The organism is Streptomyces sp. NPDC041068 (assembly GCF_040647455.1).
In the GTDB taxonomy this organism is placed as follows: Bacteria; Actinomycetota; Actinomycetes; order Streptomycetales; family Streptomycetaceae; genus Streptomyces.
Genome location: NZ_JBEZCG010000023.1, coordinates 1 through 18,782, shown reverse-complemented (window position 1 = coordinate 18,782; position 18,782 = coordinate 1). Strand labels below are relative to the sequence as shown.

The following is an 18,782-nucleotide window of genomic DNA, read 5'->3' as shown; positions in this document are numbered from 1 at the left end:
TCTAGGAGGTAGCGCCGTGACCCTTGAACACTCGGGCGACGGCGAGGGCGTTCTTGTGGGGCAGCGGCGGGACCCTCTCCCGCCGCGGATCCAGAAGGTCCAAGACGAACTCCTCGACCAGTACTTCCACTGGTTGAAGCGCGAGGCCTACTGCACCTACGGGCACCCGCTCATCGACATGGAGGCCGTCACCCGCCAGGCCGTCGCCGAAGTCTTCGCCGCCTGGGAGGAGTGCCGGAGCGACATCCCTCGTCACCTGTACGAGGCAGTCATAGACCTCTCCTCCTGGTACCGCGAGAACCTGCCCGACCCGCACGAGGGTTGCCCCGTCGTCTGCGAAGACCTGGCGCCCCTGTTCGCGGAACAAGCCGCCGCGGTGGACGCCGAGTACGCGCCTCGTCACGGTTCGCTCGTCGAAGCGTTGTACGTGGCCGACAGGCTCCCGGCGAAACGCAAAGAGGTCTTCCAGGCGCGGGCCGTCTTCGGCCTCGGCTGGAGAGAGGCATCCCGCACCCTCCTGGCAAGAGAGGCGACGCTCCGGGGCTACGAGTACAAGGCGAAGCGCGACCTCACCAAGGCCGGCGTCGACGTCAGGGAACTGACCGAGTTCCTCGCCTACGAGATGAGAAGGGGATGATCAAGTGACCAGGGAATCGCTGCAGAACCGGCAGCAACGGGCCCGCCCCAGCGGACGTACCCCACGGTCGAACGACGACCTCACGCAGATGCTCAAACAGGCCGGCATCGCCGACCAACGCCGCATCGCCATCAGAGAAGAGGTCACGCGACTACGGGCCGGCGGAAACCCCATGCCGCGCCCGCTACGAGCCCCCGCCCCCACCACCTGGTGGGGCGAACAGGCGGCACGCCTGCGCGAGCGCATCCCGCGCTGGACGATGGAGAGCGTCTTCTGGGCCGGAGGCATCACCGCCACCGCGATGGTCTGGGCCACCAGAGGAATCGCGGTCGGCCTCGCCATCCCCCTGACCGCCGTCGCCATCACGGCCCGATACCGCTATCTCGGAGGCAAACCCTCGACGTCACCCTCTCTGCGGCCCGCTCGCGGCAGCAGCCGGGAACACTTGGCCAGCCGGTAACAGACCGGCTGCCCGCCACCGTCGGAACTTCCCAGGACAGGCGGCAGCGGGCAGCCCAGCACCCCTGCACGAAGGGCACTGATATGACTCACGATGGCACATCTTCCGTTAAGCAGACCTCAGTTGGGGCGAACGTCCCCCGCATGGCCGCTCGATCCGCTACAGACGCTGTCCGTATCTCCGCCCGGACCGGCTTCTCCCCGCAGAGCGCCTGCTGTCCGCGCTGTGATCGCAGCGCGGCACGACGCCAACGCGCCGGGAGACTCGCCTTTCGCGGATCCACCGCCCTGCTCTGCGTGTTCACGCTCGCGTCGCTGACCGCAGCCGTCTTCGCGGCGCTTCGCGAGGACTTTCCGCGGACCATCGCTTTCAGCGGGGTCGGCACCCTCTGCGTCGCCATCCTCACGGCCGTCACCACACTCGTCCTGCCGGCACGCGACAGCCGCTGACGGCGCAGCCTCCGCTACAGCGGCCGCACGTAGCCGATCCAGGTGTGCCGGGTACGGAAGCCACAGCGCTCGTACAGGCCCAGGGCGCCGTTGGCGTTGACGCTGTCCACGTTCAGGCCGGCCCTGCGATATCCCTGCTCCTGACCGGCCCGCAGGCAGGTGGTGAGCAGTGCGGTGGCCACGCCGGTGCCGCGCCAGGCGGGGCGGGTGCCGAGTCTGTCGATCCAGCATTCGCGGATGCCGGTCATCGCGGTCTCGGCGTCGTACTCGTGACTGATGAGGTAGCCGGCGACCTCCTCCCCGTCCAGCGCCAGGAACGACACGTCGGGCCGGAACGACCGGGCGCCGGTGGCTCCGTGACGCCAGCGGTCCGGTGCGGTCGGGGTGTGTCCCCAGTGGTCACGGAAGGCTTCGTTGTGCGCCAGCCGGGTCGCGTCGTCGTACGCGTCGGTGAAGGGGACGACGCGCAGCCCGTCCGACGGGGTCGTCGCCACGATCGAGCCCCCGTCGGGCGAGCCCCCTTCCAGCGGGCGGCGCATGTCGAAGAACCAGCGCCGCGCCTCGAATCCCGCCTTCTGAAACAGGGCGCGTTTGGCGGTGTTCGGCGCGTGCAGTTGGATGTGCGCCTCGCCCGGCAGGTCCGGGAACTGCTCGCCATGCCGCTGCGTCGCCCGGTTCACCAGCCAGTCGGCCAAGTCGGTGCCCACGCCTCGGCCGCGTACGTCGGGACGTACGGCCCCCTCGACGTACACCAGGTGTACGTCGGTCGCGTCCGGCAAGCCCTTCACCTTGGCGTAGGCGATCAGCTCGCCGCCGGACCACACTCCCACCGAATCGTGGGTCAACTCCACGTGTGGGTCGCCCAGTTCCTCGGCGAGGTCCTCGGCGTCATAGTGCTCGTCGGTTCCGTCGGCCGCTTCCACCGCGGCGAACAACTCGGCCAGGGCCGGGGCGTCTTCCAGTGCCAGTGGCCGCCAGGCGGGCGTCGCGTCCATGGTCGGCACGATAGGCGACGCGCGGGGCCGCTCACACCTGGATTTCGCGGCGTGTGCCGGGAGTTGGGAGCACGCCAGGGCCGAAGAGCGGGGAGGCCAAGGAGACCTGGCCGTTGTGGTTGCTACAAATTGACGCCGCCGGATACGTCGATCTTGGTGCCGGTGATCCAGCGGGCGTCGTCGGAGGCCAGGAAGGCGACCGCGTCGGCGATGTCCGGGACCCGGCCGATCCGACCGAGGGCGGTGAGGCTGATGTTGCGCTCCAGGTTCGCCGGGTCGGCCATCACGTCGGCTGTCATGTCGGTGTGAGTGAAGCCGACCGAGACGGAGTTGACGGTGATTCCGCGAGGGCCGAGGTGCTTGGCGAGGGTGTGGCTGAAGACCTCGAGTGCGCCCTTGGTGAGCGGATAGCCGATGCCGTGGGCAGAGGCCGTACGCGTGGAGACGGAAGAGATGTTGATGATCCGGCCGCCGTCACGCAGTCGTGGCAGCAGTCGCTGGGTGAGGAAGAACGGCGCCTTGATGTTCACCGCGATCATCCGGTCGAATTCCTCGGGGGTGAGAACCTCGATCGGTCGCCCCATGAGGTTGAGCCCCGCGTTGTGGATCAGGATGTCGATCGCCGATTCCCCGTGTGCGCGCAGTCCGGCCTCCAGCCCGGTCACGAGTGTGTCCACGTCGTCGGGAACGCCCAGTTCGGCGCCGACGACGAACGCCCGGCCACCGGCCTCCCCGATGGCCGCGGCGGTCTCCTGGGCCGCCGCCTCGCTGGTGCCGTAGTGCACGGCGACCAGAGCGCCGTCGCGGGCGAGGCGTTCGGCGATGCCTCGTCCGATGCCGCGGCTGCTGCCGGTGACCAGTGCGACCTTTCCGTTGAGGTTTCCCATGCCGCTGTGTCAGCGGTAGTAGATGGGCATGATGCGCTCGCTGTCGTCGCACCACACCTCGTTGTATCCGTTCGCGTGAGCGTTCGGAAGTTCGGACGCTTCGCACGCCGCCTTGGAGGGGTAGGCCTCGGCGCCCACAGGAACCCAGCCGGCACCGGGAGGAGCGGCGGCGAAGGCGGTGGTGCTGGTCAGGGGAACGGCGACCGCCGCCACACCGACAGCGAGACCGACACCGATACGAGTACGCCACGACTTCATAGCTATCTCCTCGTTTGTCCTTCACCTTCCGAGCTGGTCACGCTCAGATGCCGGACGAACCGACCACCCCACCTTGACGCGTCGGGCCCGCACGCCTCCAGAGCCCCACGGGCAGTCCCGCATCACCGAACGGGCACGAAACGCTGCCCGAAAGGTGGACAGACCTACTCATTGAGCCCCCGCCCTCCGACTCAGGGCGGCACGCGGTACGTGTGAGCAACACCCCACCACGTAGAGGGAGTTACCCTCTGGCGCCCGGAGTGGGAGACAGGGCATGGTGTGAGTGCGCGGTGCGACACGGTACCGCCCGGACCCGTCATGGGGTTCGACCGCAGGGAGTGGTTGACATGGCTGCGAACCTTCGGCGCATGCGCGCCGCCTACTCGCTCGGGAAGTAATCCCGACCGACCGGGCCCATCGCAGACGCCGCCCTGCCTTTCTCATCGTTGAGACCGAACGGACTGCCTGGCACTGCCGTTCCGTTCTGCTCTGCTCTGCTCAACGCCAGTCGCGTCTCCGTCGGCCACTCGGTTGTCCGGATCTCTGGATCTCTGGATCTGGATCTGGATCTCTGGATCTGGATCTCTGGATCTCTGGATCTCGCCCTCAGCAACTCTGGCCTGCCTGCCGACGGAGGAATCCCATGACCACCATCCTCGTTCAACTCACCGCCGGAACACCCCAGGTCCTGCTCGCGGTCGTCATCGTGGTCGCCGTGACGTTTCTGACGGCCCTCGCCATCGCACTCCGAGGCACCGCCCCGGAGGAACGCGCGGCGGTCTTACGCGCCTTCGCCCAGATTCTTCCGGTGCGACGCAGATAGACCGGCAGATTGACCGCCCGGGGGGGGCACGCAGAGGATGCGTGCCTCCTCTCTTTTCTCTCAGCCGAACCGCAGGATGCGCGGAGCAAAGGTGTTCTCCGGGCCGGTGGCGCGGCCGACCGACCACACCGTGTCCGCGCCCGGCACCGGCGCAAGGCGCAGCAGCGTGGAGTCGCCTTCCCCCGTCACCGCCGGTTCGTCGTGCTCCGTGAACGACCGTCCGTTCCAGGCGAGGAAGTCCGGGCCGGGGACCAGCGGCGGGCTGGTGCCCGGTGGGGCCCACTTCAGGGAGCGGGCCACCGAGACCCAGGCCACGCTGCCTGCTGTGTCGGGCGTCAGTGAGTTGATCGCGCCGAAGTCCGCGGGCACGCTCACCCGGTTCCACGTCTGTCCGTCGAAGCGGACCAGCAGAGGCGGAATCGGTCGGCCCGGCGGGCCGCCGATGAAGCCGCCCGTACCGCCTGCCCACACCTCGGTCGGCGAGACCGCCAGCACACTGCTCACGGACGACCGCGGCACCCCGTCCACCTTCCACTGCTGCCACGCCCGACCGTCCCAGTGCGACACGGCCGCGCTCGAGTCGGCGGCACCCGCGGCCCAGACGTCGTCGGCTGCCTTGACGTGCAGGCCGTACACGGCTCCCGGCGGCACCGGCATGTCCTGCCAGCGGCGCCCGTCCCAGCGCAGCAAGGCCTGCCCGCGGTCCCGCGCACCGATCAGCCAGGTCTCGTCGCCGCCCGTGACGACCTTGTCCAGGCCGACTCCGCGCGGCGGACGGCTCTCGGACCAGGCGGTGCCGTCGAAACGGAGCAGGTGCGCGCCGCCCGTCGAGTCGCGGCCGACGGCCCAGATCGCGGACGGTGAGGTCGCGGCGATGGACAGCAGTTCTCCCTGCCAGCGGACCCCGAGCAGACTCTGGCGCTGCCACGCGCTTCCGTCCCAGCGCAGCATCAGCGGAAAGCCCGGCGCCTCGCGGCCGACGGCGTCGGATCCCACTGCCCACGCCCGGCCCGGCCCGAACGCCACGGCTTCGTTGAGCCCGGCCTGTGGACGTACCTGCGCCGGGACCGGAACGTGTTGCCAGGACTGGACCCGCGTGTTCGCCGCGGCCGAGGTCAGCACGGTCACGATGGTCACGGCGGCCGCGAGGGCCGCGACAAGAAGTCGGCGCACCATGGTCATCCTCCCAGCCGCTCGCTCATCAGGTTCGGTTTCGAGCCGTAGATCTCGACGGTCCCGAAGGACAGCAGCGAGGGACCTGTCCTCGCCAGTGCGCGTGGGTCGACGTCGATCGCGTTCGTGCGCTCCGGACCGTACGAGAAGGTGGTGCGCCGGCCGTCCACCCGTGCGTACTTCGACTGGAACGCGCGGTCGCTGACCAGCGGCACCCACAGCGCGCCGTCCGCGCCACGCGCCATGCCCTCGGTGTAGGTGTCGTCGTCCAGCGGTGGGTAAGTGGTGTGCCACGTCTGACCGTTGAAGGTCATCAGGTAGGTGCGGGACACGCCGTCGGTGTACTGGCTGCCGCCGATCGTGGCCCGGCCGGACGGTTCGAGCAGCATCGTGTGTACGTTGCTGTTCGAGGGCAGCAGCACCTTCGCGTCGCGCCACGACGTGCCGTCCCAGCGCAGGACGGCGGTCCCGCCGGTCCTTCTGTCCGCCCAGGCCCAGGCCTCGGTGGCCGTACGCGCGGTGACCCCCATCAGGAACAGCACGTCGTCCGGGGTGGACTGTGTGGTCCAGCCGGAACCGTCGTAGTGCAGCACCTTCAGTCCGGTGTCGTCCTCACCGACCACCCACGCGCCCCCCGGCACCGCGGTGAAGTCCTGGTACACCCACAGGGTTTGCGGCAGCGGGACGGTGCTCCACCCTCCCGCCGACCGGCGCAGGATCTCCCCCGCCCCCTCTCGGTTGTGGAAGATCCACACCTCGTCGCCGACGAACTGCACCTTGCCGAGCCAGCCCGGTTCCCCGGCACCAGGGAAGGTGACGTCCCGGCTCCACGCCTTGCCGTCCCACCGGTACAGCATCGGCCGCAGTCCATCGGCGGCGTGCTCGTACCCCGTCGCCCATGCCTCGCCCGGCCCGCGGGCGGCCAGATCGGACACGGTCACCGGCGGGGCCGCCGCCGGCACCGGCAGCGCCGACCAACTCGGTTTCCCGGCAGCGGTCGTGCCGCCGGTCGCCGTCGGCGACGCAGCCGAAGCGGAAGCCGCCGACGGCACGACTGCGGCACACGCGATCACAAAGCAGACGATGAGCGCACGGAGACCGCTCATATGACCCCCAGAACACTCCAGAACACGTCAGGCACGTCAGGACGCGAAGGTCGCAGAGCCTATGAGCGCCCAACTCCCGTGAACAGAGAGTATTCAGCCGATCACGCTTTCTGCTGAGGCCCAGGTGTCGGCAACCGCCGCACCGGATCGGTCCGGGTCAAGGCCGCTGCCAGGTCCAGTCGCCACCCGCTCTCGTACGCCTCGGTGAAGCACTCGTCACCCAGCGCGGCTCGACCGCGGCCGCTCAGCGTGCGGATCTGCGGATCGGTGCGGTCGTGGGCGCCACGGAGGCGGGCGGCCGCGCCGAGCAGAACTGCGACGTCGCGGAACTCTCCGTGCGACGCGGCCAGGCCGGCCACTGTCACCGCCACCGTTGCCACGATCGGCATGTCCCCGCTGGCGACTGCCGCCGCGTATGCCCGACCCAGCGCTTCTTCGGCGCCCGCCGCGTCGCCGAGTTCGAGACAGAGCGCGCCCCGCCACTGTCGCCGAACCCGACGAGCTGAGCCCCGGGATCCACCTGACGCCGACGGGCATGCACCTGCGGATGTCCACCGAGCACATCGGCATGATGGACTTCGACCGCGGCGCCTTCGACCGCTCGCGGCAGCCGACGCTCGACCACCTCCAGGCAGTACTGCGTAAGGTGTCCGGCACCGACGTGACACTGAGCGACGTCCGCCTCGCATCGAGCTTCACCGACCGCGCGATGCAGACGACGACCTACCGGCTCGGGCGCGTCCTGCTCGCGGGCGACGCCGCGCACATCCACTCCCCCGTCGGCGGACAGGGACTCAACCTCGGCATCGGCGACGCCGTGAACCTGGGGTGGAAGCTCGCGGCGACCGTGGCCGGGTACGCGCCGGACGGGCTCCTGGACACGTACACCCGGGAGCGGCATCCGATCGGTGCCTGGGTGCTCGACTGGACGCGCGCCCAGGCGGCGGTGATGCGGCCGGACCCCCACGGCCGGGCGCTCCGAGAGCTGATGCGCGACCTTCTCGGGACCCGCGACGGGACGACCCACGTGTACGAGAAGGTGTCGGGCACGTCGCACCGCTACGACCTCGGCAGCGAGCAGCCGCTGATCGGCCGCAACGCCCCGGACTTCCGTCTCGAAGGCGGCAGTCGCCTCGGCGAGCTGTTGCGGGACGGACGAGGCGTCGCGCTCGACTTCAGCGCCGACTGCCGACTGCCGACTGCGCGAGGCGGCGGTTGGTCGGCGGAGCAGCCTGCGTCACGTGGCCGGGGCGGCGAGGAACGACCTCGGGCTGGGTGCCGTACTCGTCCGGCCGGACGGTGTCGTGGCCTGGGCGGGCGATCGGGACTTCGATCCGCAGGGGTTCGAGCAGGCGGCCGACCGGTGGTTCACCCCGTCAGGAATCTGAGCCACGGCCTTCCCGCCCCTCCGCGCCCCCTCAACCCACCTCTCATCCCCCGCCTCCCGCCTCTCACCTATCACCTATCACCTATCACCTATCAAGGAGCACACATGACGATCACTCTGCGCCCGGGAACCACCGTGATGTTCACCGGTGACTCGATCACCGACAGCCAGCGGCTGGAGAGCGAGGACGGCCTGGGCTTCGGCTACCCGCTGCACATCGCGGGAGAGTGGGGCTTCAGGCACCCCGACCGCCCCGTCACCTGGCTGAACTCCGCGATCGCCGGCCACAAGGTGATGGACCTCGAACCCCGCTGGCAGGCGGACGTGCTCGACGCGCGCCCGGACGTCGTGTCGATCCTCGTCGGGGTCAACGACATGGGTTGGCACACGCTGGAGAGGCCGGGGGCGGTCACGCACACATCGGAGAGGCGGTGCGCAAGGAGTGGCGTGCCGACCTGGACCCGAAGATCCAGGCCGTGCGGGACCTCGCCGCCACGTGCGGTGCCCATCTGCTTCGCGCCGACAGCATGTTCGCCGACCTCTCCGCGACGACCGAGCCGGAACACTGGGCCGAGGACGGCGTCCACCCGCCCCCTGCCGGTCACGCCGCACTCGCTTCGGCCTGGCTGCGGCTGGTCCTTGAAGGGGACAGGTGAGGGAGGAGAATGAGCCGTATGACCATGGTGAAGGACATCGATGTGCGCGGCATGCAGCACTGCGAGACGACTGCGCTGGGTGTGCTGCTGCGGCATGAGGGGATCGACCTCTCCGAACCCATGCTGTTCGGGCTCGGCTCCGGGCTGTCCTTCATCTACTGGGACAGCAAGAGCATGGGCTTTCCCTTCCTCGGAGGCCGGGTCAAACCCTTCGAGCTCACCAGGAACCTGGCCGCCACGCTCGGTCTTGAGCTGCTGGTCGAAGAGACCACGTCGTCGCGCAAGGCATGGCAGAACGTGGCGGGCCCCATCGACGCCGGTCGGCCCGTCGGCCTTCAGCTCGACAGCTACCACCTGGACTACTTCACCACCAAGGTGCACTTCGGCGGGCACGTCGTGGCCATGTACGGGTACGACGACCAGGACGCCTACCTGGTGGACACCGCCCCGCAGGGCGGAGCAGTCTCCACCGGCCTCGACGGCCTGGCCAGGGCCAGGGCCGAGCGGGGCCCGATGACCGCCAAGCACCGCTCCTTCACCATCACAGCGCCGAGCGGTCAGGTGTCATCACAGGACCGGGTCATCCCCGCGATCAAGACCTGCGCCGAGGCGTTCCTGAACCCGCCCATCTCGAATCTGGGCCATGGAGGCATCGAAAAGGCCGCCGGGCAAGTCCCGAAGTGGCTGCAGCGCACCGACAATCCGCGGGAGGACCTGCCGCGGGCAGCGGTCCTGATGGAGAGGGCGGGCACGGGCGGCGCCCTGTTCCGCAATCTCTACCGGGACTTTCTCGCCGAGTGCGCCCAGCTGGTCGACAGCAGTCACCTGCGTACGGGCCAGAGGCTGTACGCCGAGGCCGCCGCACTCTGGACGCAGGTGGCCACGCTCGTCACTGCAGCAGGAGAATCCGAGCAACCCGAACCCCTCACGCAGGCCGCTTCCGTCCTCCACGAGCTCTCGCGCATCGAACGCGAGGCGATGCAGGAACTCAGCATGCTCTGACCCCGCCCTTCCACGGAGCAGGCCCTGTCCGACAGATGATCCAGCCAGCTCATGCCAAGCACTGGCCTTGCCACGAGGAGCGCTCCTCAGCGGCTTCCGACAGAGGAATTGGTGAAGAGCGCAGCAGAGGGAAGGAGCATGCCGAGGAGGCTGAGTGCCCAGTACTGGGCTGAGTGAAGTTGCGTGCGCCGCGCGCATGGCACGTTGGCTGCCCACCAGAGGAATCCGCAGGCAGCGACGAGGGGGCCGAGCAAGATCAGGACAACTCCGAAGCCGTCGTTCTCTTCCGGTGCCGAGTGCACCCAGGTGACGGCGAGGTAGTAGAGCATCCATACCGGGACGACGGCCGGGATACCGAGCAGCACGTTCACGCCTAGTGCCGCGTGCCACCGCCTGATCACTGCCCCACCCCTTTGATCCTTCACGTCAGGCTACCTTCGCCTGCTACCTGCGGGTTCGGGCTGAAGGTGAAGGTCACGGGCAGCGGCGTGGGACGAGCCCGTGCCGTACGTCGGCAGTGACTGGCTGATTGCCTACGGATCGGATCCGGGAGGCCGGCGGTAGCCTCCCGGACCCTTGTCCGTCAGCCGGACGGCGTGGCCGACACCTCGGGCGAGAGGGCGGACTCCAGGCCGTCCTCGTTGAGCGTGGCGACGGCGTAGTAGTACTCCGTGCCGCCCGTCAGGCCGCGGTCCACGTACTCCGCGCCGGTCGTCACGTCGTGGCTGAACTCGGCGTTTTCCTTGGTGATGTGCGGCTTGGTGGAGCGGTAGACGCGGTAGCCGCTCACAGGCGCCTCGTCGCTGCCGTACGGGACATCGAACCACGCGAGCCTGACACTGCCCGCGCCCGGCGCGACCTCGTAGAACTCCGTGGCGCGCGGCGGCTGCGGATCCTTGTACGTCGGCTTGACCGATGCGGAGGCGGGCGAAGCGACGGAGTGCTGGGTCGTGGCGACGATCGCGTAGTAGTAGTCGCGCTCGCCCGCGTCCTCACCCACCATGCCGGTGTACTCGGTCTTCGTCGTGGTGGCCACACGGTTGGCCGGGTCGGTGACGTCGACCGGGGAGGTCTTGGAACGGTAGACCGTGTAGGAGGAGACCGGCACGTGCGGGCTCTGCCACCACGACAGCGTGAGCCGCTTGCCCACCAGGCCGGCGTGACCGAGCGTGGGAGCCTTCGGCGCGGTGCTGGGGGTGACGGTCTTGGTGCCGGTCACCGCGTTCGACGCCCCGGACTCGTTCCCGACGGCGTCGACTCCCTTCACCTCGTACGAGTACGTGAGACCCGGATCGCCCTTCGTGTCGCGGAAGGTGAGCGAAGTCGTCGTACCGATCTTCGTGCGGTGGGCGTTGGGGGTCTCGGCGCGGTACACCACGTACTTCACCGCATCCGAGTCCCCGCTACGCCACGTCAGCGTCACACCGCGCTCGTCCTCGCGGGCGCGGGTGAGGTCCCGCGGCGCGAAGGGCGCGACGGTGTCCCGGGTGCCGCGGCGGGCTTCGGTGTAGGGCGAGACGTGACCGGCGTCGTCCAGGGCGCGGACCTTGTAGGCGTACTCGACGTCGGGGTCGGCGGCGTCGTCGACGTAGGAGTCCGTGCCCACGGTGGCGATCAGCGCGTAGGGGCCGACCTCGTCCGGGCCGGTTCCCTCGGCCTCGGCGCGGTAGACCTCGTAGGCCGTGGCCGCGGAGAGCCGGCTCCAGGAGAGGGAGACGGCCTCACGCCCGGATGCGACGTGGAAGCTCTCGGGGGCGTCGTAGAGGGGATTGTCGGGCTGGTCCGGGTCGTCGCCGGTACGGGCGGCGGAGCTGGGGGCGGTGGCGGGTGCGGCGTGGGCGGTGCCGGTGAACCCGAGGGCGAGGACGACGAAAGCGGCCGCGGAGGCGACGGCTGCGGGTCTGAGACGGTGGTGCTGAGACACGGCTGGCGTTCCCTTTCCGGTGGAACTACGTACGGACGTACGTGAGTACGGGATGCAGTCGTGGGGGGAGTTGGTGGTGCTGTGGGGGCAAAGAACTGTAGCTGCATATGACCGGGAAATGGGAGGCGGCGCGCTTCTCCGTGCGGGCGATCTCGTGCGCACCCGTGGGCGTGGTCTGTGAACTCGTGGCGGTGCCGGGCCCGTTGCGGCCGGAGCCGTGCGGGAGCGGGAGCCATCAGAGGCTCTCCCGCAGTTCCGCGAGGTCCAGCGGCGGCAGCTGGGACAGTTCGGCGTCGGCGGCGCTCATGGCCGCGCCGTAGCGCGCGCTGCCGAGGACGGTGGTCACGGCATCGGCCATCTCGGCGCGCGTCGCCGTGAGATCCAGCGCACGGCCCAGGCCGCGCCGCGCGAACGCGGCGGCGTTGTCGGGCTGGTCGGCGAGAACCCCCATGCCCAGGACGGGCGTTGCGCCCTGCACCGCGTCGAGAAGGGAGGCCCGTCCTCCGTGTGTCACGAACAGGTCGGCGCGGCGCAGGAGCGCGGGCTGTGGGGCGTACTCGACGATCTCGACGCGGGAGCCCGCGCTCGGCAGGTGCTTCGCGAGGCCGCCCGCGGACACGATCGCGTAGCAGTCGATCCCGGAGAGCGCGGCCATGATCTGCCGGTAGGCGCTCTCCACGACGGTACGGAGACCGGACATCGCGGTGGTCAAGGTGCCGAGGCTCACATAAAAGAGGGGGCGTGAGGAGGGAAAGCGGTCCAGCCACTCGGGGGCCAGGCTCCGGAAGTCGGCGACGGTGCGTCGGACCGCGCGCGCCGCGGGCGGAGGCGTTTCGTAAAACCACCGGACCGGCGCGGGGGTGAGCATCGGCGGCAGTGCGGGTGTGTCCTGCTCGTACCGCTTGTAGAGGGGGACAAGGGCGGGTGCGATGTCGGTTTCCCAGAGGTCCAGGAGCAGTGGGCCGAGACCGTTGTCCGCTGCGATCAGAGGCAGTTCCAGGATCCGGGCGGCGAGGTGCGCGCCGAGATCGCTGCACTCGGCGATGACCAGATCGGGCCGCTGCCGTGTCCACGCGGTGAGCAGGTCATGGACCTTCGCCTCGGCCTGTTCCGGCCAGAGGTGACCGAAGACGTACCGGTTGAAGGGTGCGTTTCCGGACTCCTTCCAGATCTCGCTCGCCGCCTGCTGAAGGCCGAGATCGCACGTCCAGTTCGTACCGGCGCGGTGGAACTCCACCCCGCGCCGCCGGGCCTGGCGACGGAACATCAGGGGGGCGTGGAGGGCGACTTGGTGGCCCTGCTCAAGGGCCGGGGAGATGACGTAGTCCAGCGCGGACACATGCGAAGGTATCGGTTCGGCGGTGATCGCCATCCGTAAGGTCACGGATACTCCAGGGGGTTCGTTCGGGTGGGAGGTGTCGATGCTCCGGACCGTGAGAACCCGCCATCTCACCCGTGAAGCCGTGAAGCCGTGAAGCCATGGGTATCCTGATGGCCCGCCCGGATGCCCGGTCCTGATGGTCCGTCACCACCCGGACGGGCAGTCGGGCTTCGGCCGTGCCGTGCCGTGCCGAGCCATGCGCCAGGGAGAGGATCAGTCGTCGCAAAGACGGTTCGAGCTTGCGACATGATCCGTCCCAGCCGCCACGAACGGCGGTCAACTCGGGACACGGGAACGCGAAAACCTCCCCTGCCCAGGCAGAACGTACGGCGCCTGGAACGCCGAACCGGGATGCTGCGCCACTCCCCGGCCGCCACGGGCCGGGATCGCTCAGGCGCCGGTCGGCACACCCGCGTTGGTGAGGATCTCGCGCGCCGGCAGGGCGGTGCTCTGAGCGGCGGTCAGACCGGAGGCCGCCGTGTGAGCGTCCACGATCCGCAGTCCCGCCGCGTATCCCGCGAAGTCCGGCAACCCCACGGGCCGTTGCCCCATTCGCTCTGCGGTCCCGTCACCGAGAACGTATGCGGTCAGGTTCTCCATCCCGGCCACGTCGATCCCGCGAGTGATCTTCTCGTACGCACGGTCGAGTTCGGCCCCGACCAGGGCCGTCGACCACGGGCCCATGGCATCCTCACCGGCCAGCTCCCGCACGAACGCCTCAGCGAGCCCCTCGGCGACGACGTGTTCACCGACCGTCACCGCGGCCGGGTTCCACGCCACGTTCGCGTAGCGCACGTTGTGGTGGAGTTCGTGTGCGGCGACGTGCCCGATCTTCTCCAGGCTGGTCTCGGTCGGCCACATCACCAGCTGGAGCGCGCCCGGAATCCCGCCCAGCCCGAAGTAGCCGGCGCTGCGGACCATCAGGTGGTCGTCGTCGGGATCGCCGAGCACCAGGACGACGTCCACGGTCTCGGCGTGACGGATGCCGGGCACCGCAGCGCTCATCCGCTGCCACGCGGCGGCGAGGGAGTCCTCGATCCGTTCCCACACCCCCGCGTCCCGCATCCGGTGCAGAGCGGGTACGTATCGCGGGTCGTCGCGGTCGAGCCGGAAGCCGCTCCCCTGCTGGTACATCCGGACGAGGTCGACATCTCCCATGACGGACATCGTGCTCTTGAGCGGGCTCAGCATGTCCCGCAGGGCGTCGGGCCGCTGATCCAGGGGCCGCTGCAGGAGATCGAGCATGGCGGACGCGGTGTCGTGAACAACAATCTTCATGACTCGGGACCGTAGGACCTCACGTCGCGGGAGGTTCAAGCCCGGGCCGCCGAGACCTGCTTGACCTTGACGCCGGGGCAACCCTCCACCCTTCCGACAGGAGCTTCCACACAGTCGACCGGAACTGCTCCGCGAAGGACGGAGGGTTGCCCATGGCGGCTCGGCCTACGACTGGGCCGACATCCTCGACCTCGGCCCCCTCGTCGCCGCCCGCCGCGCCTCGAACCAACGCGGCGCAGCGCCTAGGCTCCTACACCCCGATCCCCCTCGGCCTCGATGACCCAACTCCCCCGGGCCTGAACCCGGTAGACACCGGGCCCCGGCAGGTTGAGCGGCAGGTCCGCGTCGCCCTTGCCGCGGGTCGCCTCGGTCCACTCGGCGAGGTCGTCGTCCAGGGCCAGCAGCCGTACGTCGCCGCGTCCGCGGTGCCGCAGCACAGCCGGCCCGCCCGGACCCTCGTACCGTACGAGGTCTCCCCCGCTCCCGTGGATCTGGTCCGTGAACTCCGGTATGGCGTCGGCCGGTTCTGTCCACGCCTCCCAGTCGCCACGGGCACCGCCCCTGAACTCCACCTCGAACCGGGCCACTTCACGGTTGCCCGAGCGACGCAGCGGCACCCGGGCGTGGACCGGATCGAAGCCGTCACCCAGCGTGTAGCCCTTCCGCTGCTTGCCGCGCAGCAGGACGACGGTCATCTGCTCGGCGCTACCGCTGCGCACCACCAGTACGGCGGGCCGCCCCACGGCAGGCAGCCGCACCCGCCCTGATCCAGGGCCCTGCCCGCGCACGCGCTCGCCCGCCTCGGGACGTGCGGTGGCCTGCCCGGACCCCGGTGTCCTGAGCCCGGTCCCGGATTCCCCGGGTCCTGGAACGGAACGCCTCTCACCTCGCCGCCCCTCCAGCCGAACCCCGCACGCCGCACACACCGCGACATCGCGAACGGCGCCGTCCGCCGGCGCCCACGGCATCTCCCGCACCCCCCGCCCGTGCCGCGGATCGAAGAAGCACAGCGGCCGCCGACGGGGCAGCGGCAGCCCCGCCCGACGGGCGTCGAGACAGGCCAGCGCGTGCCGCCCCTCGTCCAGGGCCCGCAGCACGTCCAGGGCCTCCTCGCGGTTCCGGTCCCCGACGAAGGCCCGCTTGGCCTCCTCGTACGCGTCCAGAGCCCGGCCCAGGTCGGCGCGCATCGCGTCGGTGGAGCCCGGCTCCCCTGGCGAGAAGTCGTGCTCGTCGAGCGCGACCCCGAACGCGGTGATCCGCTCCTCCACCTCGGCGAGCTCCTCTGGTGCCCGACGCCGCGCCGCCCGCCCGAACCATCTCCCGAGCCGCGACCAGGAACGTCTCTCCTCGGCCATACGACCACCCCCTTCGGGGTGATCGTAAGCCGGGGTGAGGAGGGGGAAACTCCCTACGAATCCAGGGAATCCGAGGAATCCGGGGAATCCGAGGAATCCGGGGAGTTGAGGGCGATGGCTCCGGCAGGGCAGAGGCCGACCGCCATCCGGGCAGCCGCCCTGTGCTCCGGGGCCGGGCTCGGGGTCTTGAGTACCACCAGGCCTTCCTCGTCGTCCTGGTCAAAGACTTGAGCAGCCGTCAGAACACACATTCCGGCGCCCGCACAGCGGTCGGGGTCGACGCTGAGCGTCAACGTCTCGCGTCGGTCGCTCATGCGACTACTCCTTGTCCCAGGTGACCGGCAGGCTGGCCACACCGTAGATATTGGCGTGCTCGCGCAGCGGCACCTCTTGGGGCGGCACCGCGAGCCGCAGGGTGGGGAAGCGGGCGAAGAGCGCAGGGAACGCGACGGCCATCTCGACGCGGGCGAGCTGCTGGCCCAGGCACTGGTGGGGGCCGTGACCGAAGGCCATGTGCCCGGTGGCCTTGCGGTGGATGTCGAGCCGGTCAGGGTCGGGGAACTTGACCGGGTCGCGGTTGGTGGCCTGCACGGAAACGGTCACCGATTCGCCGGCCTTGATGAGTTGGCCCTCCACCTCGACGTCCTCGAGCGCCGATCGCGGCAGCGGGTCGGCCACGCTGAGGTAGCGCAGCAGCTCCTCCACGGTCTGCGCGGCCAGTGCGGAGTCGGCACGCAGGGCCTCCAGTTGGTCGGGGTTGCTGAGCAGGGCGAAGGTGCCCAGGCTGAGCATGTTCGCGGTGGTGTCCATACCCGCGGCGAGCAACATCCCGCCGATTCCGGCCAGTTCCTCGTCCGTGAGGTCGGAGGTGGTCAGATCGCTCAGCAGGTCATCGGTGGGCTCGGCGCGCTTGGCGAGCACGAGCTCGTTCAGGTACTGGAGTATCGCCATGTAGGCCTCGCCCTTCGCCTCCTCTCCCGCCGACTGGTCGAAGATGGTCACCACGTGACCCTGGAAACGCTCCCGGTCCTCGTACGGCACGCCGAGCAGCTCGCAGATCATGAGCGCGGGCACGGGCTGCGCGAACGCCTCCACCAGGTCGACCGTGGGGCCGTTCTGCTCCATATCGTCCAGGCACTCTGCGGTGAACTGCTCGACGCGCTCCGTGAGGTGGCGCATACGACGCACCGTGAACTTCCCGGTGAGCAGGCGCCGGTAGCGGGTGTGTTCGGGGGCGTCGAGGCCGATGATGTCGCCGATCGGCGCCGGCGGCATCTGCTCCGGCAGGCCCGGCATGGGGATCGGCGGATGCATGAGTTCGTAGCGTGAGCTGATGCGCGGGTCGGCCAGGATCGCACGGCCCGCGGCATGTCCGGTGACCAGCCAGCCCACGTGTCCGTCGGCGTAGCGCATGCGGCGCAGCGGCTTGTCGCTCAGCGCGGTGAGCTCGGCGGGCGGGTCGAAGGGGCAGCCGGTGTGTCGGTCGGTGGGCAGGGTGGGCGGCTCTTCAGCGGTGGTGTCGACGTTTGCGTCGGCCGGTTCGTAAGACATGAGTCCTCCTGCGGTCGTCGGGTGGGGTGTCGCTGGCGTGACTGGTGTGAGTGCCGTGGGTGGCGTGAATGTTGTCGATGGCGTGAACCGTGTGAATCGGCATAGTGCGAAGCAGTTCGAGGAGTGCAGCGATTGAGTGCGGGGCCGACCGGGGCGGGCCGCGGCAGGCGGGCCGAGCCGTCATGGCGGCTACTTCGGGTCGCGGTTGAAGACCGACTTCGACCAGCGGTAGCCGAGCACGGTCAGGCCCAGGCACCAGGCGAGGGCGAGCCATCCGTTGTTGCCGATCTCGCTGCCGAGCAGCAGGCCGCGCAGGGTCTCGATGGCGGGCGTGAAGGGCTGGTACTCGGCGATGGGCTGGAACCAGCCAGGCATGGTGTCGAGGGGAACGAAGGCACTGGAGATGAACGGCAGGATGATCAGCGGCAGTGCGTTGTTGCTGGCCGCCTCGGCGTTCGGGCTGATCAGGCCCATCCCGACGGAGACCCAGGTGAGTGCCAGGGCGACCAGGGCGAGGAGCCCGAAGGCCGCAAGCCATTCGAGGGGCGTGGCGTCCGTCGCCCTGAATCCGATGGCCAGGGCGACGGCGCCGACGAGCACGACGCTGGCGATCGACTGCAGGACGCTGCCGATGACGTGCCCGATGAGCACCGAACCGCGGTGGATGGCCATCGTGCGGAAGCGGGCGATGATGCCTTCGGTCATGTCGTTCGAGACGGACACGGCCGTACCGACCACGGTGCCGCCGATGGTCATCAGCAGGATGCCCGGAACGATGTACGCGATGTAGTCGGAGCGGTCGGCGCCGCCGCCGAGGCCCGCGCTCATCGCGTCGCCGAAGATGTAGACGAAGAGCAGCAGCAGGACGATCGGGGTGAGCAGCAGGTTCAGGGTGAGCGACGGATAGCGCCTGGCGTGCAGGAGGTTGCGGCGCAGCATGGTGGACGAGTCGCGCACGGCGAGGGACAGGGAGCTCATCGCACGGCCTCCTTCGGCTGGTTCGGCTGGTTCGGCTGGTTCGGACGGTCCACCTGGCTCGACTGGCTCGACTGACTGGAGCCCGTGAGGGCGAAGAACACGTCGTCGAGGTCGGGGGTGTGCACGGTCAGCTCGTCCGCCTCGACGCCGGCGGCGTCCAACCGGTCGAGGACGGCGCGCAGTTCGCGCTGACTGCCGTCACTGGGGATCTGCAGGGCCAGGGCCTCGTCGTCCCGGGCGCCCTCGCGCAGAGCGTCGGTGGCGGACCGGTACACGACCGGGTCGGTGAAGCGGAGCCGCACGTGCCCGCCGGGGATCAGCCGCTTGAGCTCCTCGGCCGTGCCCTCCGCGGCGATCTTGCCGTCGTTCAACACCGCGATCCGGTCGGCGAGTTCGTCGGCCTCTTCCAGGTACTGGGTGGTGAGGAAGACGGTGACACCGCCCGTGACCAGCTCGCGGATGATGCCCCACATGGTGTGGCG

20 protein-coding genes and 2 pseudogenes are annotated in these 18,782 nt (G+C 69.6%); 7 read left to right on the top strand and 15 right to left on the bottom strand.

The genetic code is table 11. The features are described from left to right. Positions 1-16 precede the first annotated feature (16 nt). The 3 genes from AB0B50_RS38505 (at position 17) to AB0B50_RS38495 (ending at position 1,546) form a co-directional block, all read left to right on the top strand. On the top strand, positions 17-637 hold the full coding sequence (locus AB0B50_RS38505) for a hypothetical protein (protein ID WP_362340733.1): 621 nt from the start codon (positions 17-19) through the stop codon (positions 635-637). A 4-nt stretch (positions 638-641) separates the two neighbouring features. Further along, the gene (locus AB0B50_RS38500; protein ID WP_362340731.1) at positions 642-1,097 is read left to right on the top strand and encodes a hypothetical protein; all 456 of its coding nucleotides are present in this window, start codon (positions 642-644) and stop codon (positions 1,095-1,097) included. Between the two features lie 296 nt (positions 1,098-1,393). Next, positions 1,394-1,546 (top strand): hypothetical protein, encoded by a 153-nt coding sequence (locus tag AB0B50_RS38495; RefSeq protein ID WP_362340729.1) that lies wholly within the window; start codon positions 1,394-1,396, stop codon positions 1,544-1,546. A gap of 14 nt (positions 1,547-1,560) precedes the next feature. On the opposite strand, the gene AB0B50_RS38490 is transcribed toward AB0B50_RS38495, so the two are convergent. From AB0B50_RS38490 to AB0B50_RS38480, 3 genes are all read right to left on the bottom strand, one after another. Beyond that, positions 1,561-2,541, bottom strand: a complete 981-nt coding sequence (locus AB0B50_RS38490; RefSeq protein ID WP_362340727.1) for a GNAT family N-acetyltransferase — start codon at positions 2,539-2,541, stop codon at positions 1,561-1,563. A 122-nt stretch (positions 2,542-2,663) separates the two neighbouring features. Then, a complete protein-coding gene (locus AB0B50_RS38485) occupies positions 2,664-3,428 on the bottom strand; it encodes an SDR family oxidoreductase (RefSeq protein WP_362340725.1) in 765 nt (254 codons plus the stop codon). Between the two features lie 9 nt (positions 3,429-3,437). Beyond that, positions 3,438-3,686 (bottom strand): hypothetical protein, encoded by a 249-nt coding sequence (locus AB0B50_RS38480; RefSeq protein ID WP_362340723.1) that lies wholly within the window; start codon positions 3,684-3,686, stop codon positions 3,438-3,440. Between the two features lie 643 nt (positions 3,687-4,329). Between AB0B50_RS38480 and AB0B50_RS38475 the strand changes: the two genes are divergently transcribed. Continuing rightward, positions 4,330-4,509, top strand: coding sequence for a hypothetical protein (locus AB0B50_RS38475; protein WP_362340722.1), 180 nt, complete (start codon positions 4,330-4,332; stop codon positions 4,507-4,509). Between the two features lie 60 nt (positions 4,510-4,569). On the opposite strand, the gene AB0B50_RS38470 is transcribed toward AB0B50_RS38475, so the two are convergent. The 3 genes from AB0B50_RS38470 to AB0B50_RS38460 form a co-directional block, all read right to left on the bottom strand. Next, positions 4,570-5,685 carry a hypothetical protein gene (locus tag AB0B50_RS38470; protein ID WP_362340720.1) on the bottom strand — a complete coding sequence of 372 codons (1,116 nt, stop codon included), beginning with the start codon at positions 5,683-5,685 and terminating at the stop codon, positions 4,570-4,572. 2 nt (positions 5,686-5,687) lie between these two features. Next, positions 5,688-6,788 (bottom strand): hypothetical protein, encoded by a 1,101-nt coding sequence (locus AB0B50_RS38465; RefSeq protein WP_362340718.1) that lies wholly within the window; start codon positions 6,786-6,788, stop codon positions 5,688-5,690. Between the two features lie 101 nt (positions 6,789-6,889). Continuing rightward, positions 6,890-7,177: a hypothetical protein gene (locus AB0B50_RS38460; protein WP_362340716.1), complete on the bottom strand. Its 288-nt coding sequence runs from the start codon at positions 7,175-7,177 to the stop codon at positions 6,890-6,892. A 92-nt stretch (positions 7,178-7,269) separates the two neighbouring features. Between AB0B50_RS38460 and AB0B50_RS38455 the strand changes: the two are divergent. The 3 genes and pseudogenes from AB0B50_RS38455 to AB0B50_RS38445 form a co-directional block, all read left to right on the top strand. Further along, a pseudogene (locus tag AB0B50_RS38455) lies at positions 7,270-8,176 on the top strand (FAD-dependent monooxygenase); the annotation flags it as partial. Between the two features lie 104 nt (positions 8,177-8,280). Then, positions 8,281-8,844, top strand: coding sequence for a GDSL-type esterase/lipase family protein (locus AB0B50_RS38450; protein WP_362340714.1), 564 nt, complete (start codon positions 8,281-8,283; stop codon positions 8,842-8,844). Between the two features lie 5 nt (positions 8,845-8,849). After that, positions 8,850-9,833, top strand: a complete 984-nt coding sequence (locus AB0B50_RS38445; protein ID WP_362340924.1) for a BtrH N-terminal domain-containing protein — start codon at positions 8,850-8,852, stop codon at positions 9,831-9,833. 86 nt (positions 9,834-9,919) lie between these two features. On the opposite strand, the gene AB0B50_RS38440 is transcribed toward AB0B50_RS38445, so the two are convergent. From AB0B50_RS38440 to AB0B50_RS38400, 9 genes and pseudogenes are all read right to left on the bottom strand, one after another. After that, positions 9,920-10,204: a hypothetical protein gene (locus AB0B50_RS38440; RefSeq protein WP_362340712.1), complete on the bottom strand. Its 285-nt coding sequence runs from the start codon at positions 10,202-10,204 to the stop codon at positions 9,920-9,922. A gap of 212 nt (positions 10,205-10,416) precedes the next feature. Next, positions 10,417-11,757, bottom strand: coding sequence for a hypothetical protein (locus tag AB0B50_RS38435; protein WP_362340710.1), 1,341 nt, complete (start codon positions 11,755-11,757; stop codon positions 10,417-10,419). 235 nt (positions 11,758-11,992) lie between these two features. Then, entirely contained in the window at positions 11,993-13,141 is a 1,149-nt protein-coding gene (locus AB0B50_RS38430; RefSeq protein ID WP_362340708.1) for a glycosyltransferase, read from the bottom strand. Positions 13,142-13,528: 387 nt separating this feature from the next. After that, positions 13,529-14,416, bottom strand: a complete 888-nt coding sequence (locus AB0B50_RS38425) for a DUF2268 domain-containing putative Zn-dependent protease (protein WP_362340706.1) — start codon at positions 14,414-14,416, stop codon at positions 13,529-13,531. Between the two features lie 242 nt (positions 14,417-14,658). Further along, positions 14,659-15,771 (bottom strand): hypothetical protein, encoded by a 1,113-nt coding sequence (locus tag AB0B50_RS38420; protein WP_362340704.1) that lies wholly within the window; start codon positions 15,769-15,771, stop codon positions 14,659-14,661. Between the two features lie 53 nt (positions 15,772-15,824). Next, the gene (locus AB0B50_RS38415) at positions 15,825-16,085 is read right to left on the bottom strand and encodes a ferredoxin (RefSeq protein ID WP_362340702.1); all 261 of its coding nucleotides are present in this window, start codon (positions 16,083-16,085) and stop codon (positions 15,825-15,827) included. Positions 16,086-16,089: 4 nt separating this feature from the next. Next, the gene (locus AB0B50_RS38410) at positions 16,090-17,322 is read right to left on the bottom strand and encodes a cytochrome P450 (RefSeq protein WP_362340700.1); all 1,233 of its coding nucleotides are present in this window, start codon (positions 17,320-17,322) and stop codon (positions 16,090-16,092) included. Positions 17,323-17,511: 189 nt separating this feature from the next. Next, complete coding sequence (locus tag AB0B50_RS38405) at positions 17,512-18,300, bottom strand: ABC transporter permease (RefSeq protein ID WP_362340698.1); 789 nt, start codon at positions 18,298-18,300, stop codon at positions 17,512-17,514. Then, positions 18,297-18,782 (bottom strand): annotated as a pseudogene (locus tag AB0B50_RS38400) (ABC transporter); the annotation flags it as partial. The gene AB0B50_RS38405 and the pseudogene AB0B50_RS38400, both read right to left, overlap by 4 nt.

Excerpts from the sequence above, each read along its gene's own strand:
- AB0B50_RS38450 (WP_362340714.1), top strand. The coding sequence starts at position 8,281 with ATGACGATCACTCTGCGCCCGGGAACCACCGTGATGTTCACCGGTGAC.
- AB0B50_RS38475 (WP_362340722.1), top strand. The coding sequence starts at position 4,330 with ATGACCACCATCCTCGTTCAACTCACCGCCGGAACACCCCAGGTCCTG.
- AB0B50_RS38425 (WP_362340706.1), bottom strand. The coding sequence starts at position 14,416 with ATGAAGATTGTTGTTCACGACACCGCGTCCGCCATGCTCGATCTCCTG.
- AB0B50_RS38465 (WP_362340718.1), bottom strand. The coding sequence starts at position 6,788 with ATGAGCGGTCTCCGTGCGCTCATCGTCTGCTTTGTGATCGCGTGTGCC.
- AB0B50_RS38410 (WP_362340700.1), bottom strand. The coding sequence starts at position 17,322 with ATGTCTTACGAACCGGCCGACGCAAACGTCGACACCACCGCTGAAGAG.
- AB0B50_RS38415 (WP_362340702.1), bottom strand. The coding sequence starts at position 16,085 with ATGAGCGACCGACGCGAGACGTTGACGCTCAGCGTCGACCCCGACCGC.
- AB0B50_RS38405 (WP_362340698.1), bottom strand. The coding sequence starts at position 18,300 with ATGAGCTCCCTGTCCCTCGCCGTGCGCGACTCGTCCACCATGCTGCGC.
- AB0B50_RS38445 (WP_362340924.1), top strand. The coding sequence starts at position 8,850 with ATGACCATGGTGAAGGACATCGATGTGCGCGGCATGCAGCACTGCGAG.
- AB0B50_RS38480 (WP_362340723.1), bottom strand. The coding sequence starts at position 3,686 with ATGAAGTCGTGGCGTACTCGTATCGGTGTCGGTCTCGCTGTCGGTGTG.
- AB0B50_RS38485 (WP_362340725.1), bottom strand. The coding sequence starts at position 3,428 with ATGGGAAACCTCAACGGAAAGGTCGCACTGGTCACCGGCAGCAGCCGC.
- AB0B50_RS38470 (WP_362340720.1), bottom strand. The coding sequence starts at position 5,685 with ATGGTGCGCCGACTTCTTGTCGCGGCCCTCGCGGCCGCCGTGACCATC.
- AB0B50_RS38490 (WP_362340727.1), bottom strand. The coding sequence starts at position 2,541 with ATGGACGCGACGCCCGCCTGGCGGCCACTGGCACTGGAAGACGCCCCG.
- AB0B50_RS38420 (WP_362340704.1), bottom strand. The coding sequence starts at position 15,771 with ATGGCCGAGGAGAGACGTTCCTGGTCGCGGCTCGGGAGATGGTTCGGG.
- AB0B50_RS38460 (WP_362340716.1), bottom strand. The coding sequence starts at position 7,177 with ATGCCGATCGTGGCAACGGTGGCGGTGACAGTGGCCGGCCTGGCCGCG.